The organism is Streptomyces sp. NPDC089915 (genome assembly GCF_040684675.1).
Classification (GTDB): domain Bacteria; phylum Actinomycetota; class Actinomycetes; order Streptomycetales; family Streptomycetaceae; genus Streptomyces.
In genome coordinates this window covers 34150-60425 of record NZ_JBFBGN010000013.1, presented here as the reverse complement: position 1 = coordinate 60425, position 26276 = coordinate 34150, and the positions used below count along the sequence as shown (strand labels likewise).

Genomic DNA, 26276 nt, shown 5'->3' with positions numbered 1-26276 from the left:
ACGATGGGGGCATGACCACGCGCAGCGAGACCGTCGACACCCCGGCCGGGCAGGCCCGGATCACCTGGCACACGGCCCGCGCGGCCAAGGCCGTCCTGGCCCTCGGCCACGGCGCCGGCGGCGGCATCGAGGCCCGCGACCTCCAGGCCCTGGCCGCGGACCTGCCCGCGCGCGGCTTCACCGTCGCCCTGGTCGAGCAGCCCTGGCGGGTGGCCGGGAAGAAGGTGGCGGCCGCCCCCAAGGTCCTCGACGAGGGCTGGCGCGGCCTGTGGCCCGCCCTGGCGAAGCCAGGGCCCCCCGTGGTCGCCGGCGGCCGCAGCGCCGGCGCGCGGGTGGCCTGCCGGACCGCCGCCGAGCTGGGCGCCGCCGGGGTCCTCGCGCTGGCCTTCCCGCTGCACCCGCCGGGCCGGCCCGAGAAGTCCCGGGCGGACGAGCTGCTGGGGGCGGGCCGGCCCGCGCTGGTCCTCCAGGGCGGCCGGGACCCCTTCGGCCGGCCGGAGGAGTTCCCCGAGGGGGAGTACGAGCTGGTCGAGGTGGCCCACGGCGACCACGGCTTCGCCGTGCCCAAGAAGGCCGCGCTGACCCAGGAGGAGGCCCTCGGCGTGATCACCGGCGCGGTGGTCCCCTGGCTCGCCCGCCTCCTCGGCTGAACCCGCCGGCCCCGACCTGACAGATTCCCGCCGGACCCCGGCGTGATCCCGCTCACCCGCCGTCCGCCGAACCCCGTGAACACGCCGAATCCCTTGCCCCGCCCGGGAATGCGCGGGCGGGGGCTCCTGTTGTGCGGAGTGTCGGTACGCAGGGAAAAGACGTCGGAGGAGAGGGAGCGCATGACCCGGGTCATCAGCCAGAACCGTTCGCAGGCCGCTGACCTGGAATGGACGGTCCTGCCGGCGCCCAAGCGCGGCTCGGTTCGAGCGGCGGAGGGCCGGGATGGTCGACTATTCTCCGATTCGAGCGGATCCGCTTTCGGAGCCGCCACGCTGTCGGAGGAGGTGGGTCCTGTAGCTGGGACCGACGAAGGCCAGGCACAGGAGACGACCGCCGAGCGCAATGCGCGATTCGAGCGGGACGCCCTCGGCTACCTCGACCAGATGTACTCCGCCGCCCTGCGCATGACGCGCAACCCGGCCGACGCCGAGGACCTGGTCCAGGAGACGTACGCGAAGGCGTACGCGTCCTTCCACCAGTTCCGCGAGGGCACCAACCTCAAGGCGTGGCTGTACCGCATTCTGACCAACACCTTCATCAACTCCTACCGCAAGAAGCAGCGCGAGCCGCAGCGGAGCGCCGCGGAGGAGATCGAGGACTGGCAGCTGGCGCGCGCCGAGTCGCACATGTCGACCGGTTTGCGTTCGGCCGAATCGCAGGCGCTCGACCACCTGCCGGATTCCGATGTGAAGGAGGCCCTCCAGGCCATTCCCGAGGAGTTCCGCATCGCGGTCTATCTTGCCGACGTAGAGGGCTTTGCGTACAAGGAGATCGCGGACATCATGGGTACACCCATCGGTACGGTCATGTCCCGACTGCACCGTGGCCGCCGTCAACTCCGCGGAATGCTGGAGGACTACGCCCGCGAGCGCGGGCTGGTCCCCGCGGGCGCGGGAGAGTCGAACGACCTGAAAGGCTCGGGCTCATGAGCTGCGGAGACCCGCACGAGACGGAGTGCGCCGAGGTCCTGGATCATCTGTACGAGTTCCTGGACCACGAGATGCCCGACAGTGATTGCACGAAGTTCGAGACGCACTTCGGCGAGTGCAATCCCTGCCTGGAGAAGTACGGCCTGGAACAGGCCGTGAAGAAGCTGGTCAAGCGCTGCTGCGGATCGGACGACGTACCGACCGATCTGCGCTCCAAGGTCATGGGCCGGATCGAGCTGATCCGCTCGGGCCAGGCCGTTCCGGACCACGACGTCACCGCGGGACCCGCGGGCGGCTGATCCGCCTCCGGTCCCCACCGCAGCTCCTTTCGCCCGTACGGCCCACAACGCCTCCGGAAGTACCGCCCATTCACTCGAAGGTGCTAATCCGGAGGCGTCCGTACGGGGCAATGCGAAAATGTCCCCCGCTTCGCGCGGGGGCCGACTTATCCTCCCCTCGCGGTACCCCTTCCGATCCGATGCCCGGATCGCCGCCCCGGGGGAGGAGAGCGCCATGCGGGTCCTTCCTCCGGCGGCCCGCGCCTGCGTCCTGGGCGCGGTGCTCGCGGCCGCCGCCTGCGCCGCCCCCGCCCTGCGGCCCGGATCCGCCGTGCCCTGGCCGGCCGTCGGGGCGCTGGCCGCCCTCCGCCTCGGCTCCGAGGCGGCCCGGTCCCTTCCGCTGCGGGAGCGCGGGTCGCCCGAGGGGAGCGGGCCGTTCCTCCCGGTGGTGCTGGCCGCCGTCTTCCTGCTGCCGCCGTCGGCCGCCGCGCTCGTGGCCCTGCCGGCCGGGCTCGCCCAGCCCGCCGTCCAGCGGCCCGTCGCCGTCCGCCGCGTCTGGCACGCGGCCCGGCAGGCCGTCGCCGCCTGGGCCGCGGGCCAGGCGTACGGGCTGCCCGGCGGCCGGGAGGCGCTCGCCGGAGCGGCCGCCTTCCCCTCCGCGATGCTCCCCGCGGCCCTCGCCGCCGCCGTCTTCCACCTGGTGCTCACCGCCCTCGACGCCGCCGTCCTGGCCGCCGCCGAACCCCGTCCCGCCGGCGCCGCCCGGCGCGGACCGGCCGGGCTCCTGCGGCTTCTGCCCGGGGGGACCGCCGCCCTCGCCCCGTACTGCCTGCACGGACTGGTCGGCCTGATGATGGCCGTCATGTGGCACAGCCCGTACGGGCCGCCCGCCGCGCTGCTGGCCCTGCTGCCGATGTACATCTCCTGCTGGGTCTTCGCCCAGTACCGCCGCGAGCAGGCCGCCCACCAGGCCACCATCCGCGCCCTCGTCCAGGCCGTCGACATCAAGGACCGCTACACGCGCGGGCACAGCGAACGCGTGGGCCAGGCCTCCGAGATGATCGCCCGCGAGCTGGGCATGGCCGACGACCGCCGGGAGGTCGTCCGCATCGCCGGGATCCTGCACGACGTCGGCAAACTCGGCGTGCCCACGCGGCTGCTGCGCAAGGACGGCCCGCTGACCCCGGAGGAGCGCCGGGTCGTCGAACTGCACCCCGAGTACGGGCACGAGATGGTGCGCGGCATCGGCTTCCTCGGCGAGGCCCGCGCGGCGATCCTGCACCACCACGAGCGGGTCGACGGCTCCGGCTACCCGTACGGGCTGAGCGGGGAGCAGATCCCGGTGCTGGCCCGGGTGGTGGCGGTGGCCGACTCCTTCGACGCGATGACCTCCACCCGCTCCTACAGCCGGGCCCGGCCGGTGGAGACGGCCCTGGCGGAACTCGAACGCTGCGCGGGCTCCCAGTTCGACCCGGCCATGGTGCGGGCCCTGACCACCGCCGTCGGCCGGCACGGCTGGCACCCCGTGGTCACCTCCGACGAGGACCTCCCGGCGGCCCCGGCCCCGGCCGCCCCCGCCCCCGCCGCGGGGGCGCGGGACGCCGGCCGGGGGGGCCTGCCCGGGATGCCGGCCCAGGTCCGGGACGCCGCCCAGACCGGGCCGCCCGGCCCGGGGAAGGCCGGCCGGTGAGGGCGTGCGCCGGGTGGGCCGTACGGGGGGCCGCCGCCGCGCTCACCGCGGCCGGGCTGGGGCACACCCTGTGGACCGGGGTCACCGAACCCGCCACGGCCCTCGCCTTCGCCGCCCTGGTCACCGTCGGCGAGCTCGCCCGGCGCGACCGGCGCGACGACCCCGCCGCCGACCGCCGCCCCGCACCGCTCGGCTCCGCCGGAGCCCTCGCCTACGCCCTGCTCGGACAGGACGCCGGGCAGCCCACCCACCACGGCGTGCTCCAGACCGTCGCCGTCGTCGTCGCGGCCGCCCTCGCCGGGACCGTCCCGCACATCGCGCGAGGCCACGGTCCCGCCCTGGACCACCTGGCCCGGCGGGTCCTGACCGTGGCCTTCGCCGCCGCCTGCTTCCAGCCCCTCCACGCCTCCGGCCGGCTCACGCGGTGGACCGGGCAGGGCCCCCGCCTCGTGCTGTTCCTGCTGCTCCTGCTGGGCCTCACCGCCCTGTGCGACGCCGTCCTCGCCGCCGCGCTGGCCGGGGCCCGCACCGGTTGGCCGTACGGGCCGCTGCTGCGCGACGAGCTGCGCGCCCAGCTCGGGATCGGCTCGGCCATCTGTGCCACCGGGGTCGTGATGGCGCTCGGGGTGGCCGTGGCGGGGCTGTGGGCCCTGCCCGTCTTCAGCGTGCCGCTGCTGCTGACCCAGCTGTCCTTCCACCGGATCGACGCCGTCCGCACCACCTACCGCCAGACCATCACCTCCCTGGCCCGGGCCACCGAGATCGCCGGCTGCACCGCCCCCGGCCACGCCCGCCGGGTCGCCGCCCTCAGCTGCGCCGTCGGCCGGGAGCTGGGGCTCTCGCAGCGGGAGCTCACGGTGCTGGAGTACGCGGCCCTGATGCACGACATCGGCCAGCTCTCCCTCGTCGACCCCGTCCCCGGCGGGGCCACCGCCGAGCTGCCCCCGGACGAGGCCCGCCGGATCGCCGGGCTCGGCGGCGAGGTGGCCCGGCGGACCGGGGTGCCGGCGGAGGTCGCCGTGATCGTGGAACGCCAGGCTGACCCCTACCGCGAGCAGCCCGTCGCGGCCCGGATCGTGCGCGCGGTCAACGCCTACGACGACCTGGCCGGAGCGGGCCGTCACCCGGGTGGCCCACTGGCCGCCCTCGAACGGCTGCGCCTGGGCACCGGGCACGACTACCAGCCGGAGGTCGTGGAGTCCTTGGCGAGGGTTCTGGCCAGGGGTGGACGCGGCAGAGTCGTTCCCGTTCCGCCGGGGTAACCCATGGGTAATGAGCGGTCGTCCGAGCGGGCATGGTTGGATGCAGTAAGGGGTGTCCGTGAGGGTGTCCGCAAGGCTGAACCGTTGGAGCGGCAGGCGGGAATCGTGAGGATCTTCGGGAAGGTACGGCATCGGCCCTCCGCCTCGTGGCGGCAGGCCACCGACCGCGCGTTCACGCTGATCGGCGACGGTCGGTACGAGGACGCGGGTGCGCTGCTGACCAGGGCGGCGGACCTGGAGCCCTGGCTGTCCGAGTCCTGGTTCAACCTGGCCCTTCTCCACAAGTTCCGGCACGACTGGGAGCAGGCGCGGGCCGCCGGCCTGCGCGCCGTGGCCCTGCTGGACCGTGAGACCGGCGCCCCCGACTGGTGGAACGTGGGCATCGCCGCGACCGCCCTCCAGGACTGGCCGCTGGCCCGCCGGGCCTGGCAGGCGTACGGGCTGAAGGTGCCCGGAGACCCGCACAGCACGGCCGGGACGGGCGAGCCGGTGGGCATGGAGCTGGGCAGCGCGGCCGTCCGGCTCTCGCCCGAGGGCGAGGCCGAGGTCGTGTGGGGCCGCAGGCTCGATCCAGCCCGCATGGAGGTGCTGTCCATCCCGCTGCCCTCCTCGGGACGCCGCTGGGGCGAGGTCGTCCTGCACGACGGCGTCCCGCACGGCGAGCGGGTCACGGCCGCCGGGCCCTCGTACCCGGTGTTCGACGAGATCGAGCTGTGGGCACCCTCCCCGGTGCCGACCTGGGTGGTGCTGCTGGAGGCCGCCACCGAGGCCGACCGCGACGCCCTGGAGCAGCTGGCCTCGGACGCGGGCTTCGCCGCCGAGGACTGGTCCTCGTCGGTACGGCTGCTCTGCCGGACCTGTTCGGAGAGCTCGATGCCCAGCGGCGAGAACAACGGCGACCACCTCGACCCGCACGACCACAGCGAGCCCGGCCACCCCGGCCCGCTCGGCCACCGCACGGCCGGCTCCGGCGCGCTGTGGGTGCCCGAGCGCGAGTGCGGCATCGCGGCCCCGGCCGGCCTGGTGCGCGGACTGCTCGACGGCTGGGTCGCGGACAGCCCCGACAGCAGGGAGTGGCGGGATCTCGAAGAAGTCTGCTGACCCCGGGCCGTAGGCTGTACGGGCACACCACGGACTTGAGGGAAGGCGTACGGCGGACATGGCGCAGCAGGAGAACCAGGTGACCCCGATCGACGACGAGGGCTACGTCGTGGACACCGAGGACTGTGAGGCGCGCGAGCTCGCCCACCGCGAGCGCGGTACCTCCCGCCCGATCACGGTGGTCGGCAACCCGGTGCTGCACCGCGAGTGCAAGGACGTCACCGAGTTCGGCGACGAGCTGGCGCAGCTGATCGACGACATGTTCGCCAGCCAGAAGACCGCAGAGGGCGTGGGCCTGGCCGCCAACCAGATCGGCGTGGACGCCAAGGTCTTCGTCTACGACTGCCCCGACGACGACGGCAAGCGCCACACCGGCTACGTGATCAACCCGAAGCTGGTGGAACTGCCGGCCGCCGGCCGGGTCCTGGACGACTCCAACGAGGGCTGCCTCTCCGTCCCGACCGCCTACGCCCCCCTCGCCCGCCCGGACTACGCCGAGGTGACCGGCCAGGACGCCCAGGGCAACCCGATCAAGGTCCGCGGCACCGGCTACTTCGCCCGCTGCCTCCAGCACGAGACCGACCACCTGTACGGCTACCTGTACATCGACCGCCTCTCCAAGCGCGAGCGCAAGGACGCCCTGCGGCAGATGGAAGAGGGCACCCCGCGCTACCCGGTCGTCCCGAACGACTGACCCGGCCCCGCACCCGCACGAAGGCCCCGCTCCGGAACACTCCCGGAGCGGGGCCTTCGTTTGTGGGGGGTCGTCCGCGTGGGTCGCGCGGTGCGGCGTACCCGGATCACACCACCGCCGGTGAGCGACGGTCAGACCCCCACGTCCTGAATGTCAAGTCGTGGGCGATTACCGGCCGTTGCTTCCTGTGGAACACGACCGGATGACTAGAAGTCCTCGTCCAGGTCGACGGTGCCCTCGACGGCCACCTGGTAGGCCGACGGGCGGCGCTCGAAGAAGTTCGTCAGCTCCTGGACGCCCTGGAGCTCCATGAACGAGAACGGGTTCTGCGAGCCGTACACCGGCGGGAAGCCGAGGCGCACCAGGCGCTGGTCGGCGACGCACTCCAGGTACTCGCGCATCGAGTCGGTGTTCATGCCCGGCAGGCCGTCACCGCACAGGTCACGGCCGAACTGCAGCTCCGCCTCCACGGCCTCCTTCAGCATGTCGGTGACCTGCTGCTGGAGGGCGTCGTCGAAGAGCTCCGGCTCCTCCTTGCGGACCGTGTCCACGACCTCGAAGGCGAAGTTCATGTGCATGGTCTCGTCGCGGAACACCCAGTTGGTGCCCGTCGCCAGCCCGTGCAGCAGGCCGCGCGAGCGGAACCAGTACACGTACGCGAAGGCGCCGTAGAAGAACAGGCCCTCGATGCACGCGGCGAAGCAGATCAGGTTCAGCAGGAAGCGGCGGCGGTCGGCGGCCGTCTCCAGCCGCTCGATCTTCTCGACCGAGTCCATCCACTTGAAGCAGAACTGCGCCTTCTCGCGGATCGACGGGATCTCCTCGACCGCGTCGAAGGCGGCCGCGCGGTCGTCCGGGTCGGGCAGGTAGGTGTCGAGCAGCGTCAGGTAGAACTGGACGTGCACGGCCTCCTCGAACAGCTGGCGCGACAGGTACAGGCGCGCCTCCGGGGAGTTGATGTGCTTGTACAGCGTCAGGACCAGGTTGTTCGAGACGATCGAGTCGCCCGTCGCGAAGAACGCGACCAGACGGCCGATCATGTGCTGCTCGGCCGGCGTCAGCTTCGCCAGGTCCGCGACGTCGGAGTGGAGGTCGACCTCCTCCACCGTCCAGGTGTTCTTGATCGCGTCCCGGTAGCGCTCGTAGAAGTCCGGGTAGCGCATCGGGCGGAGCGTGAGCTCGAAGCCCGGGTCGAGGAGGTTCTTCTTCTCGGTGGAGCTCATTACTGGCAGGCCTCGCAGGACTCGGGGTTCTCAAGGGAGCAGGCCAGCGCCTCGGCGTCCATGGCCTGCGGCAGCTGGGTGGGGGCGGCGGCGGGAGCCGGGACGGCCGCGCCGGAGGCCGCGCGGGCGATCTTCGTCGCCGGGCGCGAGCGCAGGTAGTACGTGGTCTTCAGGCCCTGCTTCCAGGCGTACGCGTACATCGAGCTGAGCTTGCCGATGGTGGGCGTCTCCAGGAACAGGTTCAGCGACTGGCTCTGGTCCAGGTACGGCGTACGGGCCGCCGCCATGTCGATCAGGCCGCGCTGCGGGATCTCCCAGGCCGTGCGGTACAGCTCGCGGACCTCCTCGGGGATCCAGCCGAAGCCCTGGACGGAGCCGGAGGACTCGCGCAGCGCCTCGCGGGTCTGCGCGTCCCACACGCCCAGCTTCTTGAGGTCCTCCACCAGGTAGCCGTTGACCTGGAGGAACTCACCGCTGAGGGTCTCGCGCTTGAAGAGGTTGGAGACCTGCGGCTCGATGCACTCGTACACGCCCGCGATGGAGGCGATCGTCGCCGTCGGGGCGATGGCGAGGAGCAGGGAGTTGCGCATGCCGGACTCGGCGACCCGGGCGCGCAGGGCGTCCCAGCGCTCGGGCCAGTGGCGCTCGGTGTCGTAGTGGTCCGGGTGCAGGACGCCCTGGGCGGTACGGGTCTCGGCCCAGGCCGGGAGCGGGCCGGAGCGCTCGGCGAGGTCGCAGGAGGCCTCGTACGCGGCGAGCATGATCCGCTCGGCGATCTTCGTGGACAGCGCCTTGGCCGCGGCGGAGTCGAAGGGCAGGCGCAGCTTGAAGAAGACGTCCTGGAGGCCCATCGCGCCCAGGCCCACCGGACGCCACTTGGCGTTCGAGCGGCCGGCCTGCTCGGTCGGGTAGAAGTTGATGTCCACGACGCGGTCGAGGAAGGTCACGGCCGTGCGGACGGTCTCGTCCAGGCGCTCCCAGTCCATGTCCCCGTCGGCGACGAACGCGCCGAGGTTGACGGAGCCGAGGTTGCAGACGGCCGTCTCGCCGTCGTTGGTGACCTCGATGATCTCGGTGCAGAGGTTGGAGGAGTGGACCACCGTGCCCGGGAGCGCGGTCTGGTTCGCCGTCCGGTTGGAGGCGTCCTTGAAGGTCATCCAGCCCTGGCCGGTCTGTGCGAGGGTGCGCATCATGCGGCCGTACAGGTCGCGGGCCGGCATCGTCTTCTTGGCGAGCCCGGAGGCCTCGGCCTTGACGTAGGCGGCGTCGAACTCGTCGCCGTACAGGTCGACCAGCTCGGGGACGTCGGACGGGGAGAACAGCGACCACTCGGCGTCGGCGTTCACGCGGCGCATGAACTCGTCCGGGATCCAGTGGGCGAGGTTCAGGTTGTGGGTGCGGCGCTGGTCCTCGCCGGTGTTGTCGCGGAGCTCCAGGAACTCCTCGATGTCCGCGTGCCAGGTCTCCAGGTAGACGGCGGCGGCGCCCTTGCGGCGGCCGCCCTGGTTCACGGCGGCGACGGAGGCGTCGAGGGTCTTCAGGAACGGCACGATGCCGTTGGAGTGCCCGTTGGTGCCGCGGATCAGCGAACCGCGGGCGCGGATGCGGGAGTACGACAGGCCGATGCCGCCGGCGTGCTTGGAGAGGCGGGCGACCTGGTGGTAGCGGTCGTAGATGGAGTCCAGCTCGTCCAGCGGGGAGTCGAGGAGGTAGCAGGAGGACATCTGCGGGTGCCGCGTACCCGAGTTGAACAAGGTGGGGGAGGACGGCAGGTAGTCGAGGCGGCTCATCAGCCGGTGCAGCGAGGCCACCTCCTCGACGGCGCGGACGCTCTCGTCCTCTGCCAGGCCGCAGGCCACGCGCAGCATGAAGTACTGCGGGGTCTCGATCACCTGGCGGGTGATCGGGTGGCGCAGCAGGTAGCGGCTGTGCAGGGTGCGCAGGCCGAAGAAGCCGAAGCGGTCGTCCGCGCCCTCGGCGAGCGCGTGCTCGACCAGGGCGTTCAGCCGGGCGGCGTGGGCGGCGACGAACTCGGCGGTGCGGTCGGCGATCAGGCCCTCGCGGTGGCCGACGGCGACGGACTCGGCGAAGGAGGACGAGCCCTGGCCGGCGGCCTCGTCGGCGACGGCCAGCGTCAGCAGGCGGGCGGCGAGCCGGGAGTAGGCCGGGTCCTCGGAGATCAGGCCGGCCGCGGCCTCGGTGGCGAGCCCGCGCAGCTCGGCCTCGTCGGCGGCGGCGCTGCGGCCGCGCAGGGCGGCGGCGGCGATCCGGCCGGGGTCGGTGTCGGGGAGGTCGGCCGTGAGCTCGGTGAGGGTCCGCAGCAGCGCGGCCCCGGGACCTTCTGCTTCGGGGTGGTCGGACTCGGCGCGCGGTGCGGCGGGCGCGATGGTCACGGGGGAGCTCTCCCTCACTCGGCCCGGTCATCGGCGGAGCGGGGCGCGAGCGGGCGCATGCGGGCGCGCGCAGAAGCGCGTTCGGCACCGCATGGCGTCCACCGGCCCAACCGCGAGGCCCGGACGAATCGACACCCCGGCTCGGTCGATCCGGGGGCACTGCCGGCAGGTCTTCGGACTCGCGGATACGCCCGTGGGCGTACGTCACACCGTTGCGGGACAGTTCCGGATTCCCACCGGATTCCCCTGCGGCGGCAGCAGCCATGAGCATACATGTGGGGGCGACCTGATGCGGTAGCCCCCACATGTTGTGTCGGGCGCATGCGGAGCGTGTCGTCACAGCTCCAGTCGGTACGTGAGCAGGGGCAGTTCCGGGACGGGCGACCAGTCCCGTTCGGGCGTACGGGTGAACCCGAGCCGCCCGTAGATCCGCTGGGCCCCGCGCATGGCCGGCTGGGTGGACAGCACCAGCGCGGTGACCCCCTCCAGGGCCCGGGCCCGTTCCACGCAGGCCCGTACGAGGGCCTCCCCGACCCCCTGGCCGCGGGCCTCGGCGGCCACCGCGAGCATCCGGAACTCGGCGTCGTGCGGGCCGGCGATGTCCGCGAGCCGGCTCCCGGGTGCGGCGAAGGTCACCCCGCCGAGGAGCACCCCCTCGCGCACGGCGACGAGCACCTCCCCGTCCCCGGCCCGGCCGGCGACGTCGCGGAGCACGTTCAGGTAGCGGTCGCCGTCGCCCGATTCGAGCAGCCCGTCCCCGGTGTAGGCCAGCCCGGTGATCTCCCCGAGCCGCCCGTACTCGTCTTCCCTTGCCGTCCTGATCTCGAAGTCCATGCCCCCGAGTGTGCGCCACGGCCCCGGCATGCCGAAGGCCCCGCCGTCCCGGTGGGGGACGACGGGGCCCTCGGTGACCCTCGGTGGCCGTTCAGCAGCAGCGGAAGCCCTCGCGGGGGTCCGCCTCTCGGGCGTCGGTGCGGGCCCGTTCGAACGCGCGGCGGGTCAGGACCTCGGCCGCGGGGTCGTGGGAGCGGGCGTGGGCGACGTAGCGGTCGTACGCGGCCTCGCCGGAGAACTCCCGTACGTAGTACCGCGCCTTCGCCAGCGCCCCGCGGACACCGCTCACGCGACGGGGTCCTTCACCCGGCCGCCGCCCCCGTCGAGGCCGGCCGCGGCGAGCTCGGCCTTCTCCTCGGCGGTGGCGATCAGGCCCGCCGGGGCGATGATCTTCGACTCGGACCACGGGACCTCGGAGAGGCGGACCGAGTCCGGGGCGGAGGCGGCCTTGAAGCAGATCCGCGCGGCGTCCACCAGGACGATGATGATCAGGACGGCGAAGAGGGCCGAGAGGACCCCGTCGACCGTGGCGTTGGTGACCACGGTGTGCATCTCGTCCATGTTCTTGGCGGGCGGCAGCACCTTCCCGGCGTCGATGCCGGTCTGGTACTTGTCGCGCTGCGCGAAGAAGCCGATCTTCACGTCGTCGGAGAAGACCTTCTGGTAGCTCGCGGTGAGGGTGACGGCCACGTCCCAGGCCAGCGGGACGCCGGTGACCCAGGCCCACTTGAGGCGGCCGGACTTCACCAGCAGCGTGGTGCAGACCGCCAGGGCGACGGCGGCGAGCAGCTGGTTCGCGATCCCGAACAGCGGGAAGAGCTGGTTGATGCCGCCCAGCGGGTCCTTGACGCCGACCCACAGGAAGTAGCCCCAGCCGCCGACGACGACCGCGCTGGCCACCCACACGCCCGGCTTCCAGCTGATGTCCTTGAAGGACTTGTGCACGTTGCCCAGGGTGTCCTGGAGCATGAACCGGCCGACGCGGGTGCCCGCGTCCACCGTCGTCAGGATGAACAGGGCCTCGAACATGATGGCGAAGTGGTACCAGAACGCCTTCATCCCGGCCCCGCCGAACACGGAGGAGAAGATCTCCGACATCCCGAGCGCGAACGTGGGCGCGCCGCCCGTGCGGGAGAGCAGGCTGGTCTCCTCCACGTCCTTGGCGGCCTGCGCCAGCGCCTCGGGGGAGATCGCGAAGCCGAGGTGGCCGACGGCCGCCGAAGCGCTCTGGACGGTGGTGCCGATGACCCCGGCGGGGGCGTTGACGCCGAAGAACAGGCCGGGCTCGATGATGCAGGCGGCGATCACGGCCATGACGGCGACGAAGGACTCGGTGAGCATCGCGCCGTAGCCGATGACCCGGATCTGGGTCTCCTTCTGGATCATCTTCGGGGTGGTGCCCGAGGCGACCAGCGAGTGGAAGCCGGACAGGGCCCCGCAGGCGATGGTGATGAAGACGAAGGGGAACATCGAGCCGGCGAAGACCGGGCCGTCGCCGCGCGTGGCGAAGTCGGTGACCGAGGGCATCTTCAGCGTCGGCATCGCGATGACCACGCCGACCGCCATCAGCGCGATCGTGCCGACCTTCATGAAGGTGGACAGGTAGTCGCGCGGGGCGAGCAGCAGCCACACCGGGAGGACGGAGGCGAAGAAGCCGTACCCGATCATCCAGAGGACGAGGGTCTCCTTGTCCAGGGTGAAGAAGTCGGCCCAGGAGGACTCGGCGACCCAGCCGCCCGCCACGATGGCGAGCAGCAGCAGCGCGACGCCGACGACGGAGACCTCGGTGACCCGGCCCGGGCGCAGGTAGCGCAGGTAGACGCCCATGAAGAGGGCGATCGGGATGGTCATGCCGATGGAGAAGACGCCCCAGGGGGAGTGCCCCAGCGCGTTGACGATGACCAGGCCGAGCACCGCCAGCAGGATGATCATGATGGTGAACACGGCGAGCAGGGCGGCGGCCCCGCCGACGGGCCCGATCTCGTCCCGGGCCATCTGGCCGAGCGAACGGCCGTCGCGCCGGGTGGAGAAGAACAGGGTCACCATGTCCTGGACGGCGCCGGCGAAGATGACGCCCGCGACGATCCAGATGGTGCCCGGCAGGTAGCCCATCTGCGCGGCGAGGACCGGGCCGACGAGCGGTCCGGCGCCGGCGACGGCGGCGAAGTGGTGGCCGAAGAGCACGCGCCGGTCGGTGGGGTGGAAGTCGACACCGTTGTCGAGGCGTTCGGCGGGGGTGGCCCGGGTCTTGTCCAGCTTCAGCACGCGGTTCGCGATGAACCGCGCGTAGAAGCGGTAGCCGATGGCGTACGAGCCCAGCGCGGCGGCGAGCAGCCAGGCCGCGGAGATCTCCTCACCGCGGGAGAGCGCGAGCACGCCCCAGCCGACCGCCCCGATGAGGGCCACGAGCACCCACACGGCGATCGACTGCGGGGTGGCTCTCGCCGCCGGTGTCCGCTGCGTCCCTGTTGCTCCCGGTTCCGACATGATCCTCGTCCCCTCGTTGATCATCTGCGTAAGCGCACGGAATCTACGGGGGGTTACCGGTGGACGTAAGCCCCCGTCCGTATAGCGGTACGAGCGTCCACCGGGGTTCGAAGGGTCGTCAACCGTTGATCACACAGCAGGTCGCTGGAGACGGGCAACGAACTTATAACGGTCGCCGCGATATACCGATCGCACCCATTCGACCGGTTCGCCGTCGGCGTCCAGCGAGTGCCGCGAGAGCATCAGCATGGGCAGGCCCACGTCGGTGCCGAGCAGCCCGGCCTCGCGCGGGGTGGCGAGCGAGGTCTCGATGGTCTCCTCCGCCTCCGCGAGCCGGACGTCGTACACCTCGGCGAGGGCGGTGTATAGGGAGGTGTACTTGGCCAGCGAACGGCGCAGCGCGGGGAAGCGCTTGGCCGACAGGTGCGTGGTCTCGATGGCCATCGGCTCGCCGCTGGCCAGGCGCAGCCGCTCGATGCGCAGGACCCGTCCGCCGGTGGCGATCTTGAGCAGCCCGGCGAGGGTGTCGTCGGCGGTCACGTAGCCGATGTCGAGGAGCTGGGAGGTCGGCTCCAGGCCCTGGGCGCGCATGTCCTCGGTGTAGGAGGAGAGTTGCAGCGGCTGGGAGACCTTGGGCTTGGCGACGAAGGTGCCCTTGCCCTGGATGCGCTCCAGCCGGCCCTCGACCACCAGCTCCTGGAGGGCCTGGCGGACGGTGGTCCGGGAGGTGTCGAACTCGGCCGCGAGCGTCCGCTCCGGCGGTACCGGAGTGCCGGGGGGTAGCGTTTCGGTCATGTCGAGCAAGTGCCGCTTGAGTCGGTAGTACTTGGGCACACGTGCGGTTCGAGTGGCCGGCCCGCCCTCCGGCTCCGTGGTCGCCCCTTCGGTGGACATCGCCGCCCGCCTTCCCGACTCCAGTTTCGCTGCCGTCACCGGCTCCTCCGATATGTGCGGTCACATGGTGACACGGGCGGGAGGGCAGGCCTCCTCCCTCCCCCAGGTGTCGGTCCGATAACGGACCGAGCACCCGCTCATTAGACCCTTGACACCCCTAAAGGTCTAGGCCAAGCTCCCGGTACTGGTCTAAACCAATCTGGATCAGATCCCGGCCCCACGGGCAGTACTTGGTACGTACGTCACCGCGGCGGGCGAGGGAAGGTGCACAGCAGCAGCATCCCTGAGGAGGGTGGCGTGAAGCGCAAGCTCATTGCGGCGGTCGGTGTCGTGGGCATGATGGTCGGTGTCGCGGCGTGCGGCAACGGCGGCGACGACAAGCCGAAGTCCGACGCGTCGGGTGGCGCCAAGGAGATCACCGTCTGGGTGATGGACGGATCCGCTCCGAAGGCCTGGATCGAGCAGGTCAACAAGGAGTTCTCGGCCAAGCACCCCGGTGTGACGGTGAAGGTCGAGGAGCAGAAGTGGACGGGCATCCAGGAGAAGGTCACCACGGCCCTCTCCGAGAACACCCCGCCGGACGTCCTTGAGCTCGGCAACACGCAGACCGCCGGTTACGCGGTCACCGGCGGCCTCGCCGACCTCACCAAGGACAAGGCCACGCTCGGCGCCGACGCCTGGCAGAAGAGCATGCTCGCCTCCGCCGAGGTCGACGGCAAGCTCTACTCCGCCCCCTGGTACGCGGCCAACCGCGTCGTCGTCTACGACAAGAAGGCCTACGAGAAGGCCGGCGTCACCCCGCCGAAGACCCGCGACGAGTGGATCGCGGGCCTGGAGAAGCTGAAGGCGGCCGACCCGTCCGCGCAGCCGATCTACCTCCCCGGCCAGAGCTGGTACATCCTCGCCGGCTTCATCTGGGACGAGGGCGGCGACCTCGCCGTCAAGGACGGCGGCAAGTGGAAGGGCCAGCTCTCCACTCCGCAGACCGCCGCCGCGATGGACTTCTACAAGAAGCTCCAGTCGTACTCCACGGCCCCCAAGGACAAGGACGAGGCCACCCCGCAGCAGTCCACGGACATCGTCCCCAAGGGCGGCGTCTCCTCCTGGATCGGTCTCGGCTGGGAGGCCGGCGGTGCCGAGAAGGCGCTGAAGGACGCGGGCAAGGACGCCGACTTCGGCTACTTCCCGATCCCGGGCAAGACGGCCGACAAGTCCGGCACCGTCTTCCTCGGCGGCTCCAACCTCGCCGTGGCCGAGCGCTCCAAGAACAAGGAGCTCGCCAAGGAGTGGCTGGCCCTCGCCACCGGCAAGGACCAGATGACCAAGTATGCCGCCGAGGTCAAGGGCGCCCTGCTGCCCAACCAGGTCGGTGCCAACTTCACCCCCGCCGCGGGCTCCTTCGCCGAGGCCATGGCCAAGGCCGGCGCCAACGGCAAGATCACCCCGGTGACCCCGGGCTGGGCGAACGTCGAGACCGAGCCGAACCCCGTCAAGGAGTTCATGACCAAGGTCCTGAAGGGTGAGGACGCCGCCAAGGCGGGCGCGGACGCGGACAAGGAAATCGCGAACCGCATCAACAAGTAACAGCCCCACCCCGCAGTACCCGCTCGACCCAGCAGTGTGAACGCACCGGGGGGTGCGGCAGGCCCCGGCCGCCTGCCGCGCCCCCGGTCGCGCATTTGACTCCACAGTCAACCGCGAGGAAGCCAAGCCATGACCGTGCACTCCCAGGGAGCGACGACCAGCGCTCCACAGGACGCACCACAGAAGTCCGCCGGACGGCCGAAGGGGCACAGCCCCGCAGCCGGCCCCCGTCCCGCCCCTCCTCGCGGGGGCAGAAAGCAGCTCCCCTCGGGGTGGCTGCCGTACCTGCTGGTGCTGCCGGCCGTGGCCAGCATGGCCCTCCTGCTGCTCTACCCGCTGATCAAGAACGTGATCCTGTCCTTCCAGGACATCAACAAGATCGAGTTCATCCAGCGGAAGTACCCCTTCGGGGGACTCGCCAACTACACCCAGCTGCTCGGCGACTCCAACTTCTGGACCGTCGTCGTCCGCAGCTTCGCCTTCACCTTCGCCAACGTCGTGCTGATCATGGTGATCGGCAGCCTGATCGGCATCCTGCTGAACCGGCTCGGCAAGTGGATGCGCCTGGTCCTGTCGATGGCGCTGGTGATGGCCTGGGCCATGCCGATCGTCGCCTCCGTCCAGGTCTTCTACTGGCTGTTCGACGAGCAGTTCGGCGTCATGAACTGGGTCATGCGCACCCTGGGCTTCTCCGGCTACGAGCAGCACAACTGGTTCGAGACCGGCCTCTCCACCCTGACGATCGTCACCCTCCTGGTGGTCTGGGGCTCCATCCCCTTCGTCGCCCTCAACATGTACGCCGGCCTCACCACGGTCGGGGCCGAGCTGTACGAGGCCGCCCGCATGGACGGCGCCAACGGGTGGCAGACCTTCTGGAAGGTCGTCTTCCCCAACCTCAAGCCCTTCTTCCTCGTCACCACGTTCCTCGAGGTGATCTGGGTCTTCAAGGCCTTCACCCAGGTCTACGCGATGAACAAGGGCGGCCCGGACCGCGCCTCCGAGATCCTCCCGGTCTTCGCCTACGTCGAGGGCCAGAGCCAGTTCCACTACGGCCTCGCCGCGGCGATCTCCGTCCTGACGATCCTGATCCTGCTGGTCGTCATGTCCTTCTACTTCCGCCTGATCCTGAAGCAGGAGGAGGAGCAGTGAGCACCACCACCGCCCCGAACAAGCCCGCCCAGCAGCTGCGCACCCGCAAGCCGCTGCGCCCCGGGACCGTCGCCAAGAACGTCGGCGCCCTGCTCCTGGCCCTGGTCTTCGTCTTCCCGGTCTACTGGATGTTCTCCTCGGCCCTCAAGCCGAACAGCGAGATCCTCACCAAGGACCCGGTCTTCGTCTTCACCCCGACGCTCGACAACTTCAGCAAGGCCACCGGGGTCGAGAACTTCTGGAACTACGTCACCAACAGCCTCGTCGTCACCATCGGTGCCGTCCTGCTGGCCCTGCTGGTGGCCCTCGCGGCGAGCTTCGCCATCGCCCGTATGAAGTTCAAGGGCCGCAAGGGCCTCGTGCTCGGCGTGATGATGGCCCAGATGGCCCCCTGGGAGGTCATGGTCATCGCGATGTACATGATCGTCCGCGACGCCGAGATGCTGAACAGCATCGGCGTGCTCACCGCGATCTACTTCGTGATGGTCCTCCCCTTCACCATCTGGACCCTGCGCGGCTTCATCGCCGCCGTCCCGGTGACCCTGGAGGAGGCGGCGCAGATCGACGGCTGCACCCGCGGCCAGGCCTTCCGCAAGGTGATCTTCCCGCTGCTGGCCCCCGGCCTGATGTCCACCTCGCTCTTCGGCTTCATCACCGCCTGGAACGAGTTCGCGATGGTCCTGATCCTCAACAAGGACAAGACCGCCCAGACCCTGCCGCTGTGGCTGACCGAGTTCAAGACCGCCTTCGGCAACGACTGGGGCGCCACCATGGCCGCGTCCTCGATCTTCGCGATCCCGGTCCTGGTCATCTTCATCTTCCTCCAGCGCAAGGCCGTCGGCGGCATGACCGCCGGCGCCGTGAAGGGATAACGGCCGTGACGATCCTTGCGCACCACACGGACACCTTGACCCGTGACGCCCTCGCGGTGCTCCAGCCCGGCTTCGAGGGCACCACCGCCCCCGCCTGGCTGCTGCGCCAGGTCGGCGAGGGCCTCACCGCCGTCGGCCTCTTCGGCCGCAACATCGCCTCGCCCGAGCAGCTCGCGGCGCTCACCGCGCAGCTGCGCCGCGAGCGGGACGACGTCCTCGTCGCCATCGACGAGGAGGGCGGCGACGTCACCCGCCTGGAGGTCCGCGGCGGTTCCTCCTTCCCCGGCAACCTGGCGCTCGGCGCCGTCGACGACCCGGACCTCACCCGCGAGGTCGCCCGCGAGCTGGGCCGCCGCCTCGCCGAGTGCGGGGTCAACCTCAACTGGGCCCCGTCCGCGGACGTCAACTCCAACCCGGACAACCCGGTCATCGGGGTGCGCTCCTTCGGCGCCGACACCCGCCTCGCCGCCCGGCACACCGCCGCGTACGTCGAGGGGCTCCAGGCCGCCGGGGTCGCCGCCTGCACCAAGCACTTCCCGGGCCACGGCGACACCAACGTCGACTCGCACCACGCGCTGCCGCGCATCGACGTGGACCTGGACACCCTCCAGGCGCGCGAGCTGGTCCCGTTCAAGGCGGCCATCGAGGCCGGCACCAAGGCCGTCATGAGCGCCCACATCCTGGTGCCCGTCCTCGACCCGACCCGCCCCGCCACCCTCAGCCCGCAGATCCTCACCGGTCTGCTGCGCAAGGAGCTCGGCTACGAGGGCCTCATCGTCACCGACGGCATGGAGATGAACGCCATCGCCGGGACGTACGGCATCGAGCGGGGCTCGGTGCTCGCCATCGCGGCCGGCGCCGACGCCATCTGCGTCGGCGGGGGGCTCGCCGACGAGGCGACCGTGCTGCGTCTGCGCGACGCGCTGGTCGCCGCGGTACGCGAGGGCGCGCTGCCCGAGGAGCGGCTCGCCGACGCCGCCGACCGGGTGCGCGCCCTCGCCGGATGGACCCGGCAGGCCCGGCCGGACGCGCAGCCGGAGGGGAGCCGCGCGTCCGGCATCGGCCTGGAGGCGGCCCGCCGCGCGCTGGTCGTGTCGGGCACCCCGGCCCCGGTGGCCGCCCCGTACGTCGCCACGCTCGCCCCCGTCGCGAACATCGCGGTCGGCGACGAGACCCCCTGGGGGGTGGCCGCGGAGCTGGCCGCCCTGGTCCCGGGGACCGTCTCGGACGTCTACCCCGAGGGTTCGGCCGCCGGGGACGTGCTGGCGGCGGCGGGGGACCGCACGGTCGTCGCGGTGGTCCGCGACGCGCACCGGCACCCGTGGATGACCGAGGCGCTGGACGCCCTGGTCGCCGCGCGGCCGGACACCGTGGTGGTGGAGATGGGCGTACCGCGCGCCGAGCCGCGCGGGTCGCTGTACATCGCCACGCACGGCGCCTCCCGCGTCTGCGGGCGGGCCGCGGCCGAGGTCATCGCCGGGACCCGGTAGTCCATCGGGTACGGAAAAGGGCCGGGCCCCCGAGGAGGGGGGCCCGGCCCTTTTCCGTCGCCGCTACAGACCCTGCCAGGAGGGCTTGTTCGCGTAGGTGTGGCGGAAGTAGTCGGCCAGCTTCAGCTTGGAGGCGGCCGCTTCGTCCACGACGACGGTCGCGTGCCGGTGCAGCTGGAGCGCGGAGGCCGGGACCAGCGCGGACAGCGGGCCCTCGACGGTCTGGGCGACCGCCTCGGCCTTGCCCTCGCCGGTGGCCAGCAGGACCAGGTGGCGGGCGTCGAGGATGGTGCCGATGCCCTGGGTGATGACGTGGTGCGGGACCTGGTCTATGTCGTTCTCGAAGAACCGCGCGTTGTCCACGCGGGTCTGCTCGGTCAGCGTCTTGATGCGGGTGCGGGACGCCAGCGAGGAGCAGGGCTCGTTGAAGCCGATGTGGCCGTCGGTGCCGATGCCCAGCAGCTGGAGGTCCACGCCGCCGGCGTCGGAGAGGGCCTGGTCGTAGGCCTCGCAGGCGGCCTGGACGTCGGCGGCGGAGCCGTCGGGGCCCATGAAGGAGTCCTCGGTCAGGCCCAGGGGCTCGACGACCTCGCGGAGCACGACGGCGCGGTAGGACTCCGGGTGCCCGGCGGGCAGGCCGACGTACTCGTCGAGCTGGCAGATCCGGGCCCGGGAGGCGTCGACCAGGCCGGCCTTCACCTTGGCGGCGAGGGCTTCGTAGATGGGCAGCGGGGTAGAGCCGGTCGCCACGCCGAGCAGGGCGTCGGGCTTGCGGCGGACCAGGGCGGCCATGGCCTCCGCGATGAGCTCGCCGCCTGCCTTGGCGTCCGGGACGATGACAACTTCCACGCGGGGCCTGCCGATCTGAGAGGTGTGGGCGCTTGTGGTATAGACCAATCTAGCAGAGCGGCCCCGCCCGCGGAGGCCCTCCGCCGCATCCATCGTCCCCCCGCCCCCGGCCCCGCGCCCGGCCGGGGCGGGCCGCCGAGCGGGGCCCGGTCCCCCACCCGCCCTTCCCCCGTTCCCCGGGCTCTGCCCGGACCCGCGCCTCAAACGCCGGCGGGGCCGTGAACCGCTACATCAGGGCCAGCTGGAGGCCGCCCGTGGCGTTCAGGTGCTGGCCCGTGACCCAGCGGGAGTCGGGGGAGGCCAGGAAGGCCACCACGTCGGCCACCTCCTGCGCCGTGCCCACCCGGTCGAAGACGGACCGCGAGGCGGCGTGCGCCCGGGCCGCCGGGTCGGCCAGCCAGGCCGCGTTCAGCTCGGTCTCGGTGATGCCCGGGCCCACCGAGTTCACCGTGATCCCGCGCGGCGCGAGCGCGGCGGCCAGCGACACCGTCAGGGCGTTCACCGCGCCCTTGGCCATGATCGTGGCGAGGATCGCCGGCAGGGCGATGTCCGGGGTGCCCGTCACGTTCACGATCCGGCCCCCGTCGGCGAGCCGCTCCAGCCCGTGCTTGATCACGAAGAAGGGCGCCTGCGCGTTGAGCGCCTGGACCCGCTGGAAGGTCTCCTCGTCCGTCTCGCCGATGCCCGCGAAGGTCGCCGCCCCGGCGTTGTTGACGATGACGTCCACCCGCTCGGTGTGCTCCGGGTGGGCCCCGTACGCCGCCCAGAGCGCCTGCGCGTCCCCCGGTACCCCGAGCTCGGCCCCGATCGCGAAGGCCCGTCCGCCCGCCGACGCGATCGCCTCGACGGTCTCCTTCGCGGCCGCCTCGTTGCGCCCGTAGTGCACGGCGACCAGTGCCCCGTCCCGCGCCAGCCGCTCCGCCACGGCCCGTCCGATGCCCCGTCCGCCGCCCGTGACCAGAGCCGTCTTCCCCTTGAGCACGCCCATGACGCGCCCCCCCTCCATCAATTGCTAGTGGTCGCTACAGAAAGGACCGTATCAGATTCCCTAGTGAGCGCTATAGAATCGTCCGCATGGTGACAGGACAGCGCGGCAGACCCCGCTCCTTCGACCGGGACGCGGCCCTCGACAAGGCGATGCTGACCTTCTGGGAGCACGGCTACGAAGCCACGTCCATCGCCGACCTGACCCGCACCCTGGGCATCGGCGCGCCCAGCCTCTACGCGGCCTTCGGCGACAAGCGCAAGCTCTTCGACGAGGTGGTGGTGGTCTACGGCAGCCGCTACGGGGACTTCGCGGCCGTCGCGCTCCGCGAGGAGCCCACCGCCGGCGCGGCCATGGGCCGGATCCTGCGCGAGGCCGCCGAGATCTACACCGACCCCGGCCACCCGCCGGGCTGCATGGTGATCAGCGCGGCCGCCAACACCACCTCGCGGGAGGTGGCCGAGGCCCTGCGCGAGCGCCGCAACGGCAACCTGGCCGCGTTCGAGAGCCGGATCCGGGCCGACGTCGCGAGCGGGGTGCTGCCCGCGGACACGGACGCGCGGGCGCTCGCCCGCTACGCCGGGGCGGTGCTCCAGGGCATGAGCCAGCAGTCGCGCGACGGGGCGACCCGGGAGGAGCTGGAGGCGGTGGCGGAGCTGGCGCTGCTGGCCTGGCCGCGGTGATCCGGCGCGCTCCGGCGTGATCGCCGGGGCGCTATACCGGCGCTATACCGGCGTGATACCGGGGGAGGGGAATTCCGCGCGCGTCCCGCATTTCCTCTGGGCCACGGTGCAGGACGGGACCCTCAACCCGTCCGGCACCGTAGCCCGGAGTACTTACGGCCGTCAGGTGTGCGGTTCCCGGCGGCCGGTTGGAGGCGCCGTCGCGGTCAGGGCAGAACGCGCGGCCACCTCGATCCGTCCTCCTGTGCGGGGAGGACGGAAGCTTGAGTCAATTGTGGACTAGACCAATCTGTCCTGTCCATCCAAAGGGCGGGCCTACCGGCCCGTCACTTCCTCCAACAGTACGCGGAGTGGACCCTTCCTGGATACTCCCGAGTACTCGTCGTGGGGAAAGTCATCCCCGTACCCGGGGTACGCTCGCAATGTGCCCTCCATGAACGATCTCGTACGCCAGCACACCGCTCTCGGTGAAACCGACCTGGAGTGGCTCCACCTGCTGGTTTCGGAGTGGCAGCTGCTCTCCGACCTCTCCTTCGCGGACCTCGTGCTCTGGGTCCCGACCCTCGACGGCACCCGCTACGTCTCCGTCGCGCAGATGCGGCCGAACACCGGCCCCACCTCGTACCAGGACGACATGGTCGGCCACCTCGTGCCGCGCGGCCGCCGCCCGCTGCTCGACGCCGCCCTCGACGAGGGCCGGATCGTCCGCGAGGGCGACCCGGAGTGGCGCGAGGAGGTGCCCGTCCGCGTCGAGTCGATCCCGGTCCGCCGCGAGGGGCGGGTCCTCGGCGTGATCGCGCGCAACACCAATCTGCTCACTGTGCGTACACCCAGCCGGCTGGAGCTCACCTACCTCCAGTCCGCCTCCGACCTCGCGCAGATGATCGCCGCGGGCTCCTTCCCGTTCCCCGGCCAGCAGGTCGACATGGACGCCTCCCCGCGCGTCGGCGACGGCCTGATGCGCCTCGACGCCGACGGCGTGGTGACGTACGCGTCCCCCAACGCCCTCTCCGCCTACCACCGGCTCGGCCTCGCCGCCGACCTGGTCGGCCAGCACCTGGGCACCGCCACCGCCGAACTCGCCCCGTCCCGGGGCCCGGTGGACGAGGCGCTCGTCAAGCTCGCCAGCGGCTGGGCCCCGCGCGAGACCGAGGTCGAGGGCAACGGCGGGGTCATCCAGCTCCGCGCGATCCCGCTCAAGCCGAAGGGCACCCGGATCGGTTCCCTGGTCCTGTGCCGCGACGTGACCGAACTGCGCCGTCGCGAACGTGAACTGATCACCAAGGACGCGACCATCCGGGAGATCCACCACCGGGTGAAGAACAACCTCCAGACGGTGGCCGCGCTGCTGCGGCTCCAGGCCCGGCGGATGGATTCGGAGAGCGGCCGTGAGGCGCTCAACGAGGCGGTGCGGCGCGTCGGTTCGATCGCGATCGTGCACGAGACCCTCTCCCAGAACCTGGACGAGCGGGTCGAGTTCGACGAGATCGCCGACCGGGTGATCGCGATGGTCGCCGAGATCTCGCCGGGCAAGGTGCAGTGCCGGCGCGTCGGGCGGTTCGGGATCCTGGACGCGGAGGTCGCCACCCCGCTGTCGATGGTGCTGACCGAGATCCTCCAGAACGCCCTGGAGCACGCCTTCACCCAGGGGGAGGGCGGCACGGTCGAGGTGACCGCCGCCCGCAGCGGATCGGGCCGCACCGACGGCCGGCTGCTGATCACCGTCCTCGACGACGGCTGCGGCCTGCCCGAGGGATTCGACCCGCAGAAGGCCGGCAACCTCGGGCTGCAGATCGTCCGGACCCTCGTGGAGGGCGAGCTCGGCGGCACCTTCGACATGGTCCGCGCGGAGCCGCGCGGCACCAAGGTGGTCCTGGACGTCCCGGTCAGCTCGCAGAAGTAGGCCCGGTCGACCGTCACCCAGCGTGACGGGAAAAGCACTGAGCCCCGGACCGAATGGTGATCGGTCCGGGGCTCAAGAGCACGTTGCTGAGCGCTATATGGGTACTACGCGCTGCGCGTCGAGGCTCGAAAGTCGATATCAGGCGCTGGCGTTGCGCGCCCGGTTGCGAGCGGCGCGGCGCTTCATGGCGCGGCGCTCGTCCTCGCTCAGGCCGCCCCAGACACCGGAGTCCTGGCCGGACTCGAGCGCCCACTGCAGGCACTGCTCCATGACGGGGCAACGGCGGCAGACGGCCTTGGCTTCCTCGATCTGCAGCAGCGCAGGACCGGTGTTGCCGATGGGGAAGAAGAGCTCGGGGTCTTCCTCGCGGCAAACGGCGTTGTGACGCCAGTCCATGGCTGCTCCATCTCCTTGTATTGCGGGCAGGTTGCTTGTGAATGTGAACGCTTTCACGAATCCCCCCGTGAGGGAAGGGCCGACGCCCAGTTGCCTGGTGCGGTCCGAGATTCGTGGTGGGGTTCTGGCGGTCTGTGTGGGTGCCGGGTTCTGCGGGCTGTCCCGATCGCCATGTAGAGATTCGCAAACCTCGGACGGGGATACAACCCCTTCCGGAAAGTTTTTTTGGATTCGTCGGTGTCGACTAGGTCACAGCCCTAGTTCCTAGGGGTGGACCGGCGTGTAAACGTTCGACTGAAAGGACTTTGGGCTCTTCTACTCACACAATCACACGCAGTGCACGGCGAACGCCTGTGAACCGAACGCTGGTGCGCACTCCGAGGTGATCCCCGTCCATCTGGAAAGGGAGGGGAACCTTCGAATGCAAGGTGAAGTCGGTCAGATCGTGCAGAGACACGGCGTGCTTGCCGTGCGGACCGCGCTCAGGAGTCGAGGTCAGGAGCTGTGTGGCGTACCGGGCGACGGCCGGAGTTGACAAACGGTCCAGCGCCAATACGTCAAGCGCGGTGTCGAACGAGGCCTCCGGAGAGGCGTAAAGGGGCCGATTTCCCAGGTAGGTCCACGGGGAGGTGTTGCAGACTATCGACAGCACCAGATCCGTCACCGGATCCATGCCCGGCCGCTCCAGCGTGATCGTCCCGTGCCGGCGGTTGGGCTCCTCCCAGAACTGCCGCATCAGCTGTCGTACATAAAGGGCGTGCGTCGAACGCTTGCCGCGCTCCCGCTGCTGTTCGACCCGCCCCACCACTCCCGCGTCGAAGCCGAAGCCCGCGCAGAAGGTGAACCAGCGCGACGGGACCCCCTCGTCCTCCGTCCCCGGCACCCCCGCGGCCAGCCCGAGCCCCACCGTCCGCTCCCGCCGCTCCCGCAGCGCGTCCAGGAGGGCGCCCGTCGCCTCGACCGAATCGTTCGGCAGGCCGAGCGCACGGGCGAAGACGTTCGTGGAACCGCCCGGCACCACCGCCAGCCGCGGCAGGTTCTCCGGGTCCGGGCCGTCGTGCAGCAGCCCGTTCACCACCTCGTTGACGGTACCGTCACCGCCCAGCGCCACCACGAGGTCCAGCCCCTCGTGCGCGGCCTTGCGCCCCAGGTCGCGGGCGTGCCCCCGGTACTCGGTGGTCACCGCCTCCAGCTTCATCTCGCTGGCCAGGGCGTGGGTCAGGACGTCGCGCGTGCGCGCACTGGTGGTCGTCGCTGCTGGGTTGGCCACGAGAAGTGCACGCATGGTCGCCAGACTACCCACCCCCGCGCACCCGTCCCCTACCGACCGTCCCCCTCCGGGCCGGGCCCGCCGCGGCTACCCTGCTGGGGTGAGCAAGAAGCCGAGCCCCCGCACCCCCGCCGCGTCCACCGCCGGTCCCGCGACCCCCGCCGGCACCGCAGCCCCGGAGCCCGGGGCGCTGCCCGGCCGGCTGACCGCCGCCGCCGTGCTGACCGCGCTGGAGGGCCTCGCCCTCGCCGGCCTCGGCGTCTACATGCTGTTCGTCGGCATCGCCGGCCACCCCGACTCCCCGCAGCAGGCCGAGACCGGCGGGGTCACCCTGCTCGCCCTCGCCGCGCTCCCGCTGATCGCGGCGCGCGGGCTGCGCCTGGGCCGCCGCTGGAGCCGGGGCCCCGCGCTGATCACCCAGCTGATGGCCCTTCCCGTCGCCTGGACCCTGTGGACCACCGGCGGGGCGATGACCGCCGCCGCCGTGGCCCTCGCCCTGGCGGCGGTGGCCGTCACCGCGCTCCTGGTGAACCCGACGGCGACCGAGGCGCTGGGCATCGGACCCGTAGACCAGGCCCGATAACCCCACCTCCGCTCCG

At 71.5% G+C, this 26276-nt stretch carries 24 protein-coding genes and 1 riboswitch; of the genes, 14 read left to right on the top strand and 10 right to left on the bottom strand.

All coding sequences use genetic code 11. From position 1 onward, the window contains the following. Positions 1-11: 11 nt before the first annotated feature. The 7 genes from AB0O29_RS06695 to def all read left to right on the top strand — a co-directional run bounded on the left by AB0O29_RS06695 (position 12) and on the right by def (position 6665). On the top strand, positions 12-650 hold the full coding sequence (locus AB0O29_RS06695) for an alpha/beta family hydrolase (protein ID WP_365147122.1): 639 nt from the start codon (positions 12-14) through the stop codon (positions 648-650). A gap of 345 nt (positions 651-995) precedes the next feature. Next, on the top strand, positions 996-1640 hold the full coding sequence (locus tag AB0O29_RS06690; RefSeq protein WP_007266438.1) for a sigma-70 family RNA polymerase sigma factor: 645 nt from the start codon (positions 996-998) through the stop codon (positions 1638-1640). Continuing rightward, the gene (rsrA, locus tag AB0O29_RS06685; RefSeq protein ID WP_365147119.1) at positions 1637-1939 is read left to right on the top strand and encodes a mycothiol system anti-sigma-R factor; all 303 of its coding nucleotides are present in this window, start codon (positions 1637-1639) and stop codon (positions 1937-1939) included. The genes AB0O29_RS06690 and rsrA overlap by 4 nt, the downstream gene beginning before the upstream one ends. Before the next feature lie 214 nt (positions 1940-2153). After that, complete coding sequence (locus AB0O29_RS06680) at positions 2154-3608, top strand: HD-GYP domain-containing protein (protein ID WP_365147116.1); 1455 nt, start codon at positions 2154-2156, stop codon at positions 3606-3608. Then, a complete protein-coding gene (locus AB0O29_RS06675; RefSeq protein WP_365147113.1) occupies positions 3605-4870 on the top strand; it encodes an HD domain-containing protein in 1266 nt (421 codons plus the stop codon). Before AB0O29_RS06680 ends, AB0O29_RS06675 begins: the two co-directional genes overlap by 4 nt. A 105-nt stretch (positions 4871-4975) precedes the next feature. Continuing rightward, complete coding sequence (locus AB0O29_RS06670; RefSeq protein WP_365147110.1) at positions 4976-5971, top strand: hypothetical protein; 996 nt, start codon at positions 4976-4978, stop codon at positions 5969-5971. Positions 5972-6029: 58 nt separating this feature from the next. Continuing rightward, the gene (gene def, locus AB0O29_RS06665) at positions 6030-6665 is read left to right on the top strand and encodes a peptide deformylase (RefSeq protein WP_365147107.1); all 636 of its coding nucleotides are present in this window, start codon (positions 6030-6032) and stop codon (positions 6663-6665) included. Positions 6666-6871: 206 nt separating this feature from the next. On the opposite strand, the gene AB0O29_RS06660 is transcribed toward def, so the two are convergent. The 6 genes from AB0O29_RS06660 to AB0O29_RS06635 form a co-directional block, all read right to left on the bottom strand. Continuing rightward, complete coding sequence (locus tag AB0O29_RS06660) at positions 6872-7888, bottom strand: ribonucleotide-diphosphate reductase subunit beta (RefSeq protein WP_358899304.1); 1017 nt, start codon at positions 7886-7888, stop codon at positions 6872-6874. Continuing rightward, positions 7888-10281 (bottom strand): ribonucleoside-diphosphate reductase subunit alpha, encoded by a 2394-nt coding sequence (locus AB0O29_RS06655; RefSeq protein ID WP_365147103.1) that lies wholly within the window; start codon positions 10279-10281, stop codon positions 7888-7890. Before AB0O29_RS06655 ends, AB0O29_RS06660 begins: the two co-directional genes overlap by 1 nt. A gap of 146 nt (positions 10282-10427) precedes the next feature. After that, positions 10428-10562: riboswitch (cobalamin riboswitch) on the bottom strand. Positions 10563-10617: 55 nt separating this feature from the next. Continuing rightward, complete coding sequence (locus tag AB0O29_RS06650) at positions 10618-11115, bottom strand: GNAT family N-acetyltransferase (RefSeq protein ID WP_365147100.1); 498 nt, start codon at positions 11113-11115, stop codon at positions 10618-10620. Between the two features lie 91 nt (positions 11116-11206). Beyond that, a complete protein-coding gene (locus tag AB0O29_RS06645; RefSeq protein ID WP_365147097.1) occupies positions 11207-11404 on the bottom strand; it encodes a YbdD/YjiX family protein in 198 nt (65 codons plus the stop codon). Then, complete coding sequence (locus AB0O29_RS06640) at positions 11401-13602, bottom strand: carbon starvation CstA family protein (protein ID WP_365147194.1); 2202 nt, start codon at positions 13600-13602, stop codon at positions 11401-11403. Before AB0O29_RS06640 ends, AB0O29_RS06645 begins: the two co-directional genes overlap by 4 nt. Before the next feature lie 129 nt (positions 13603-13731). After that, a complete protein-coding gene (locus tag AB0O29_RS06635; protein WP_045945891.1) occupies positions 13732-14496 on the bottom strand; it encodes a GntR family transcriptional regulator in 765 nt (254 codons plus the stop codon). A 297-nt stretch (positions 14497-14793) separates the two neighbouring features. On the opposite strand from AB0O29_RS06635, the gene AB0O29_RS06630 reads away from it, so the two are divergent. The 4 genes from AB0O29_RS06630 (at position 14794) to AB0O29_RS06615 (ending at position 19591) form a co-directional block, all read left to right on the top strand. After that, on the top strand, positions 14794-16080 hold the full coding sequence (locus tag AB0O29_RS06630; protein ID WP_365147093.1) for an extracellular solute-binding protein: 1287 nt from the start codon (positions 14794-14796) through the stop codon (positions 16078-16080). 129 nt (positions 16081-16209) lie between these two features. Beyond that, complete coding sequence (locus AB0O29_RS06625) at positions 16210-17229, top strand: sugar ABC transporter permease (RefSeq protein WP_365147090.1); 1020 nt, start codon at positions 16210-16212, stop codon at positions 17227-17229. A 35-nt stretch (positions 17230-17264) separates the two neighbouring features. Continuing rightward, on the top strand, positions 17265-18101 hold the full coding sequence (locus AB0O29_RS06620; protein ID WP_365147191.1) for a carbohydrate ABC transporter permease: 837 nt from the start codon (positions 17265-17267) through the stop codon (positions 18099-18101). 5 nt (positions 18102-18106) lie between these two features. Then, positions 18107-19591, top strand: coding sequence for a glycoside hydrolase family 3 protein (locus AB0O29_RS06615; RefSeq protein WP_365147087.1), 1485 nt, complete (start codon positions 18107-18109; stop codon positions 19589-19591). A 63-nt stretch (positions 19592-19654) separates the two neighbouring features. Here AB0O29_RS06615 and nagB read toward each other — a convergent pair whose 3' ends face one another. Together nagB and AB0O29_RS06605 are read right to left on the bottom strand one after the other, a co-directional pair. Then, positions 19655-20440, bottom strand: coding sequence for a glucosamine-6-phosphate deaminase (nagB, locus tag AB0O29_RS06610; RefSeq protein WP_365147084.1), 786 nt, complete (start codon positions 20438-20440; stop codon positions 19655-19657). A gap of 226 nt (positions 20441-20666) precedes the next feature. Further along, a complete protein-coding gene (locus AB0O29_RS06605; protein ID WP_365147081.1) occupies positions 20667-21428 on the bottom strand; it encodes an SDR family oxidoreductase in 762 nt (253 codons plus the stop codon). Positions 21429-21514: 86 nt separating this feature from the next. Here AB0O29_RS06605 and AB0O29_RS06600 point away from each other — a divergent pair, with 86 nt between their 5' ends. Next, positions 21515-22108: a TetR/AcrR family transcriptional regulator gene (locus AB0O29_RS06600; RefSeq protein WP_365147078.1), complete on the top strand. Its 594-nt coding sequence runs from the start codon at positions 21515-21517 to the stop codon at positions 22106-22108. Between the two features lie 433 nt (positions 22109-22541). Beyond that, positions 22542-24011, top strand: a complete 1470-nt coding sequence (locus AB0O29_RS06595; RefSeq protein ID WP_365147075.1) for a PAS domain-containing sensor histidine kinase — start codon at positions 22542-22544, stop codon at positions 24009-24011. Positions 24012-24149: 138 nt separating this feature from the next. Here the strand turns inward: AB0O29_RS06595 and AB0O29_RS06590 are convergent, their stop codons facing one another. Beyond that, positions 24150-24407 (bottom strand): WhiB family transcriptional regulator, encoded by a 258-nt coding sequence (locus tag AB0O29_RS06590; RefSeq protein ID WP_003953983.1) that lies wholly within the window; start codon positions 24405-24407, stop codon positions 24150-24152. Between the two features lie 319 nt (positions 24408-24726). Then, a complete protein-coding gene (locus AB0O29_RS06585) occupies positions 24727-25692 on the bottom strand; it encodes a diacylglycerol kinase family protein (protein WP_365147072.1) in 966 nt (321 codons plus the stop codon). A 175-nt stretch (positions 25693-25867) separates the two neighbouring features. Between AB0O29_RS06585 and AB0O29_RS06580 the strand changes: the two genes are divergently transcribed. After that, positions 25868-26260 carry a hypothetical protein gene (locus AB0O29_RS06580; RefSeq protein ID WP_365147188.1) on the top strand — a complete coding sequence of 131 codons (393 nt, stop codon included), beginning with the start codon at positions 25868-25870 and terminating at the stop codon, positions 26258-26260. Positions 26261-26276 lie beyond the last annotated feature (16 nt).

What these genes read in the sequence shown, in the direction of transcription:
- AB0O29_RS06695 (WP_365147122.1), top strand. Translation starts at nt 12, where the DNA reads ATGACCACGCGCAGCGAGACCGTCGACACCCCGGCCGGGCAGGCCCGG.
- rsrA (WP_365147119.1), top strand. Translation starts at nt 1,637, where the DNA reads ATGAGCTGCGGAGACCCGCACGAGACGGAGTGCGCCGAGGTCCTGGAT.
- AB0O29_RS06680 (WP_365147116.1), top strand. Translation starts at nt 2,154, where the DNA reads ATGCGGGTCCTTCCTCCGGCGGCCCGCGCCTGCGTCCTGGGCGCGGTG.
- def (WP_365147107.1), top strand. Translation starts at nt 6,030, where the DNA reads ATGGCGCAGCAGGAGAACCAGGTGACCCCGATCGACGACGAGGGCTAC.
- AB0O29_RS06660 (WP_358899304.1), bottom strand. Translation starts at nt 7,888, where the DNA reads ATGAGCTCCACCGAGAAGAAGAACCTCCTCGACCCGGGCTTCGAGCTC.
- AB0O29_RS06650 (WP_365147100.1), bottom strand. Translation starts at nt 11,115, where the DNA reads ATGGACTTCGAGATCAGGACGGCAAGGGAAGACGAGTACGGGCGGCTC.
- AB0O29_RS06640 (WP_365147194.1), bottom strand. Translation starts at nt 13,602, where the DNA reads ATGTCGGAACCGGGAGCAACAGGGACGCAGCGGACACCGGCGGCGAGA.
- AB0O29_RS06635 (WP_045945891.1), bottom strand. Translation starts at nt 14,496, where the DNA reads ATGTCCACCGAAGGGGCGACCACGGAGCCGGAGGGCGGGCCGGCCACT.
- AB0O29_RS06625 (WP_365147090.1), top strand. Translation starts at nt 16,210, where the DNA reads ATGACCGTGCACTCCCAGGGAGCGACGACCAGCGCTCCACAGGACGCA.
- AB0O29_RS06605 (WP_365147081.1), bottom strand. Translation starts at nt 21,428, where the DNA reads ATGGGCGTGCTCAAGGGGAAGACGGCTCTGGTCACGGGCGGCGGACGG.
- AB0O29_RS06600 (WP_365147078.1), top strand. Translation starts at nt 21,515, where the DNA reads ATGGTGACAGGACAGCGCGGCAGACCCCGCTCCTTCGACCGGGACGCG.
- AB0O29_RS06595 (WP_365147075.1), top strand. Translation starts at nt 22,542, where the DNA reads ATGAACGATCTCGTACGCCAGCACACCGCTCTCGGTGAAACCGACCTG.
- AB0O29_RS06590 (WP_003953983.1), bottom strand. Translation starts at nt 24,407, where the DNA reads ATGGACTGGCGTCACAACGCCGTTTGCCGCGAGGAAGACCCCGAGCTC.
- AB0O29_RS06585 (WP_365147072.1), bottom strand. Translation starts at nt 25,692, where the DNA reads ATGCGTGCACTTCTCGTGGCCAACCCAGCAGCGACGACCACCAGTGCG.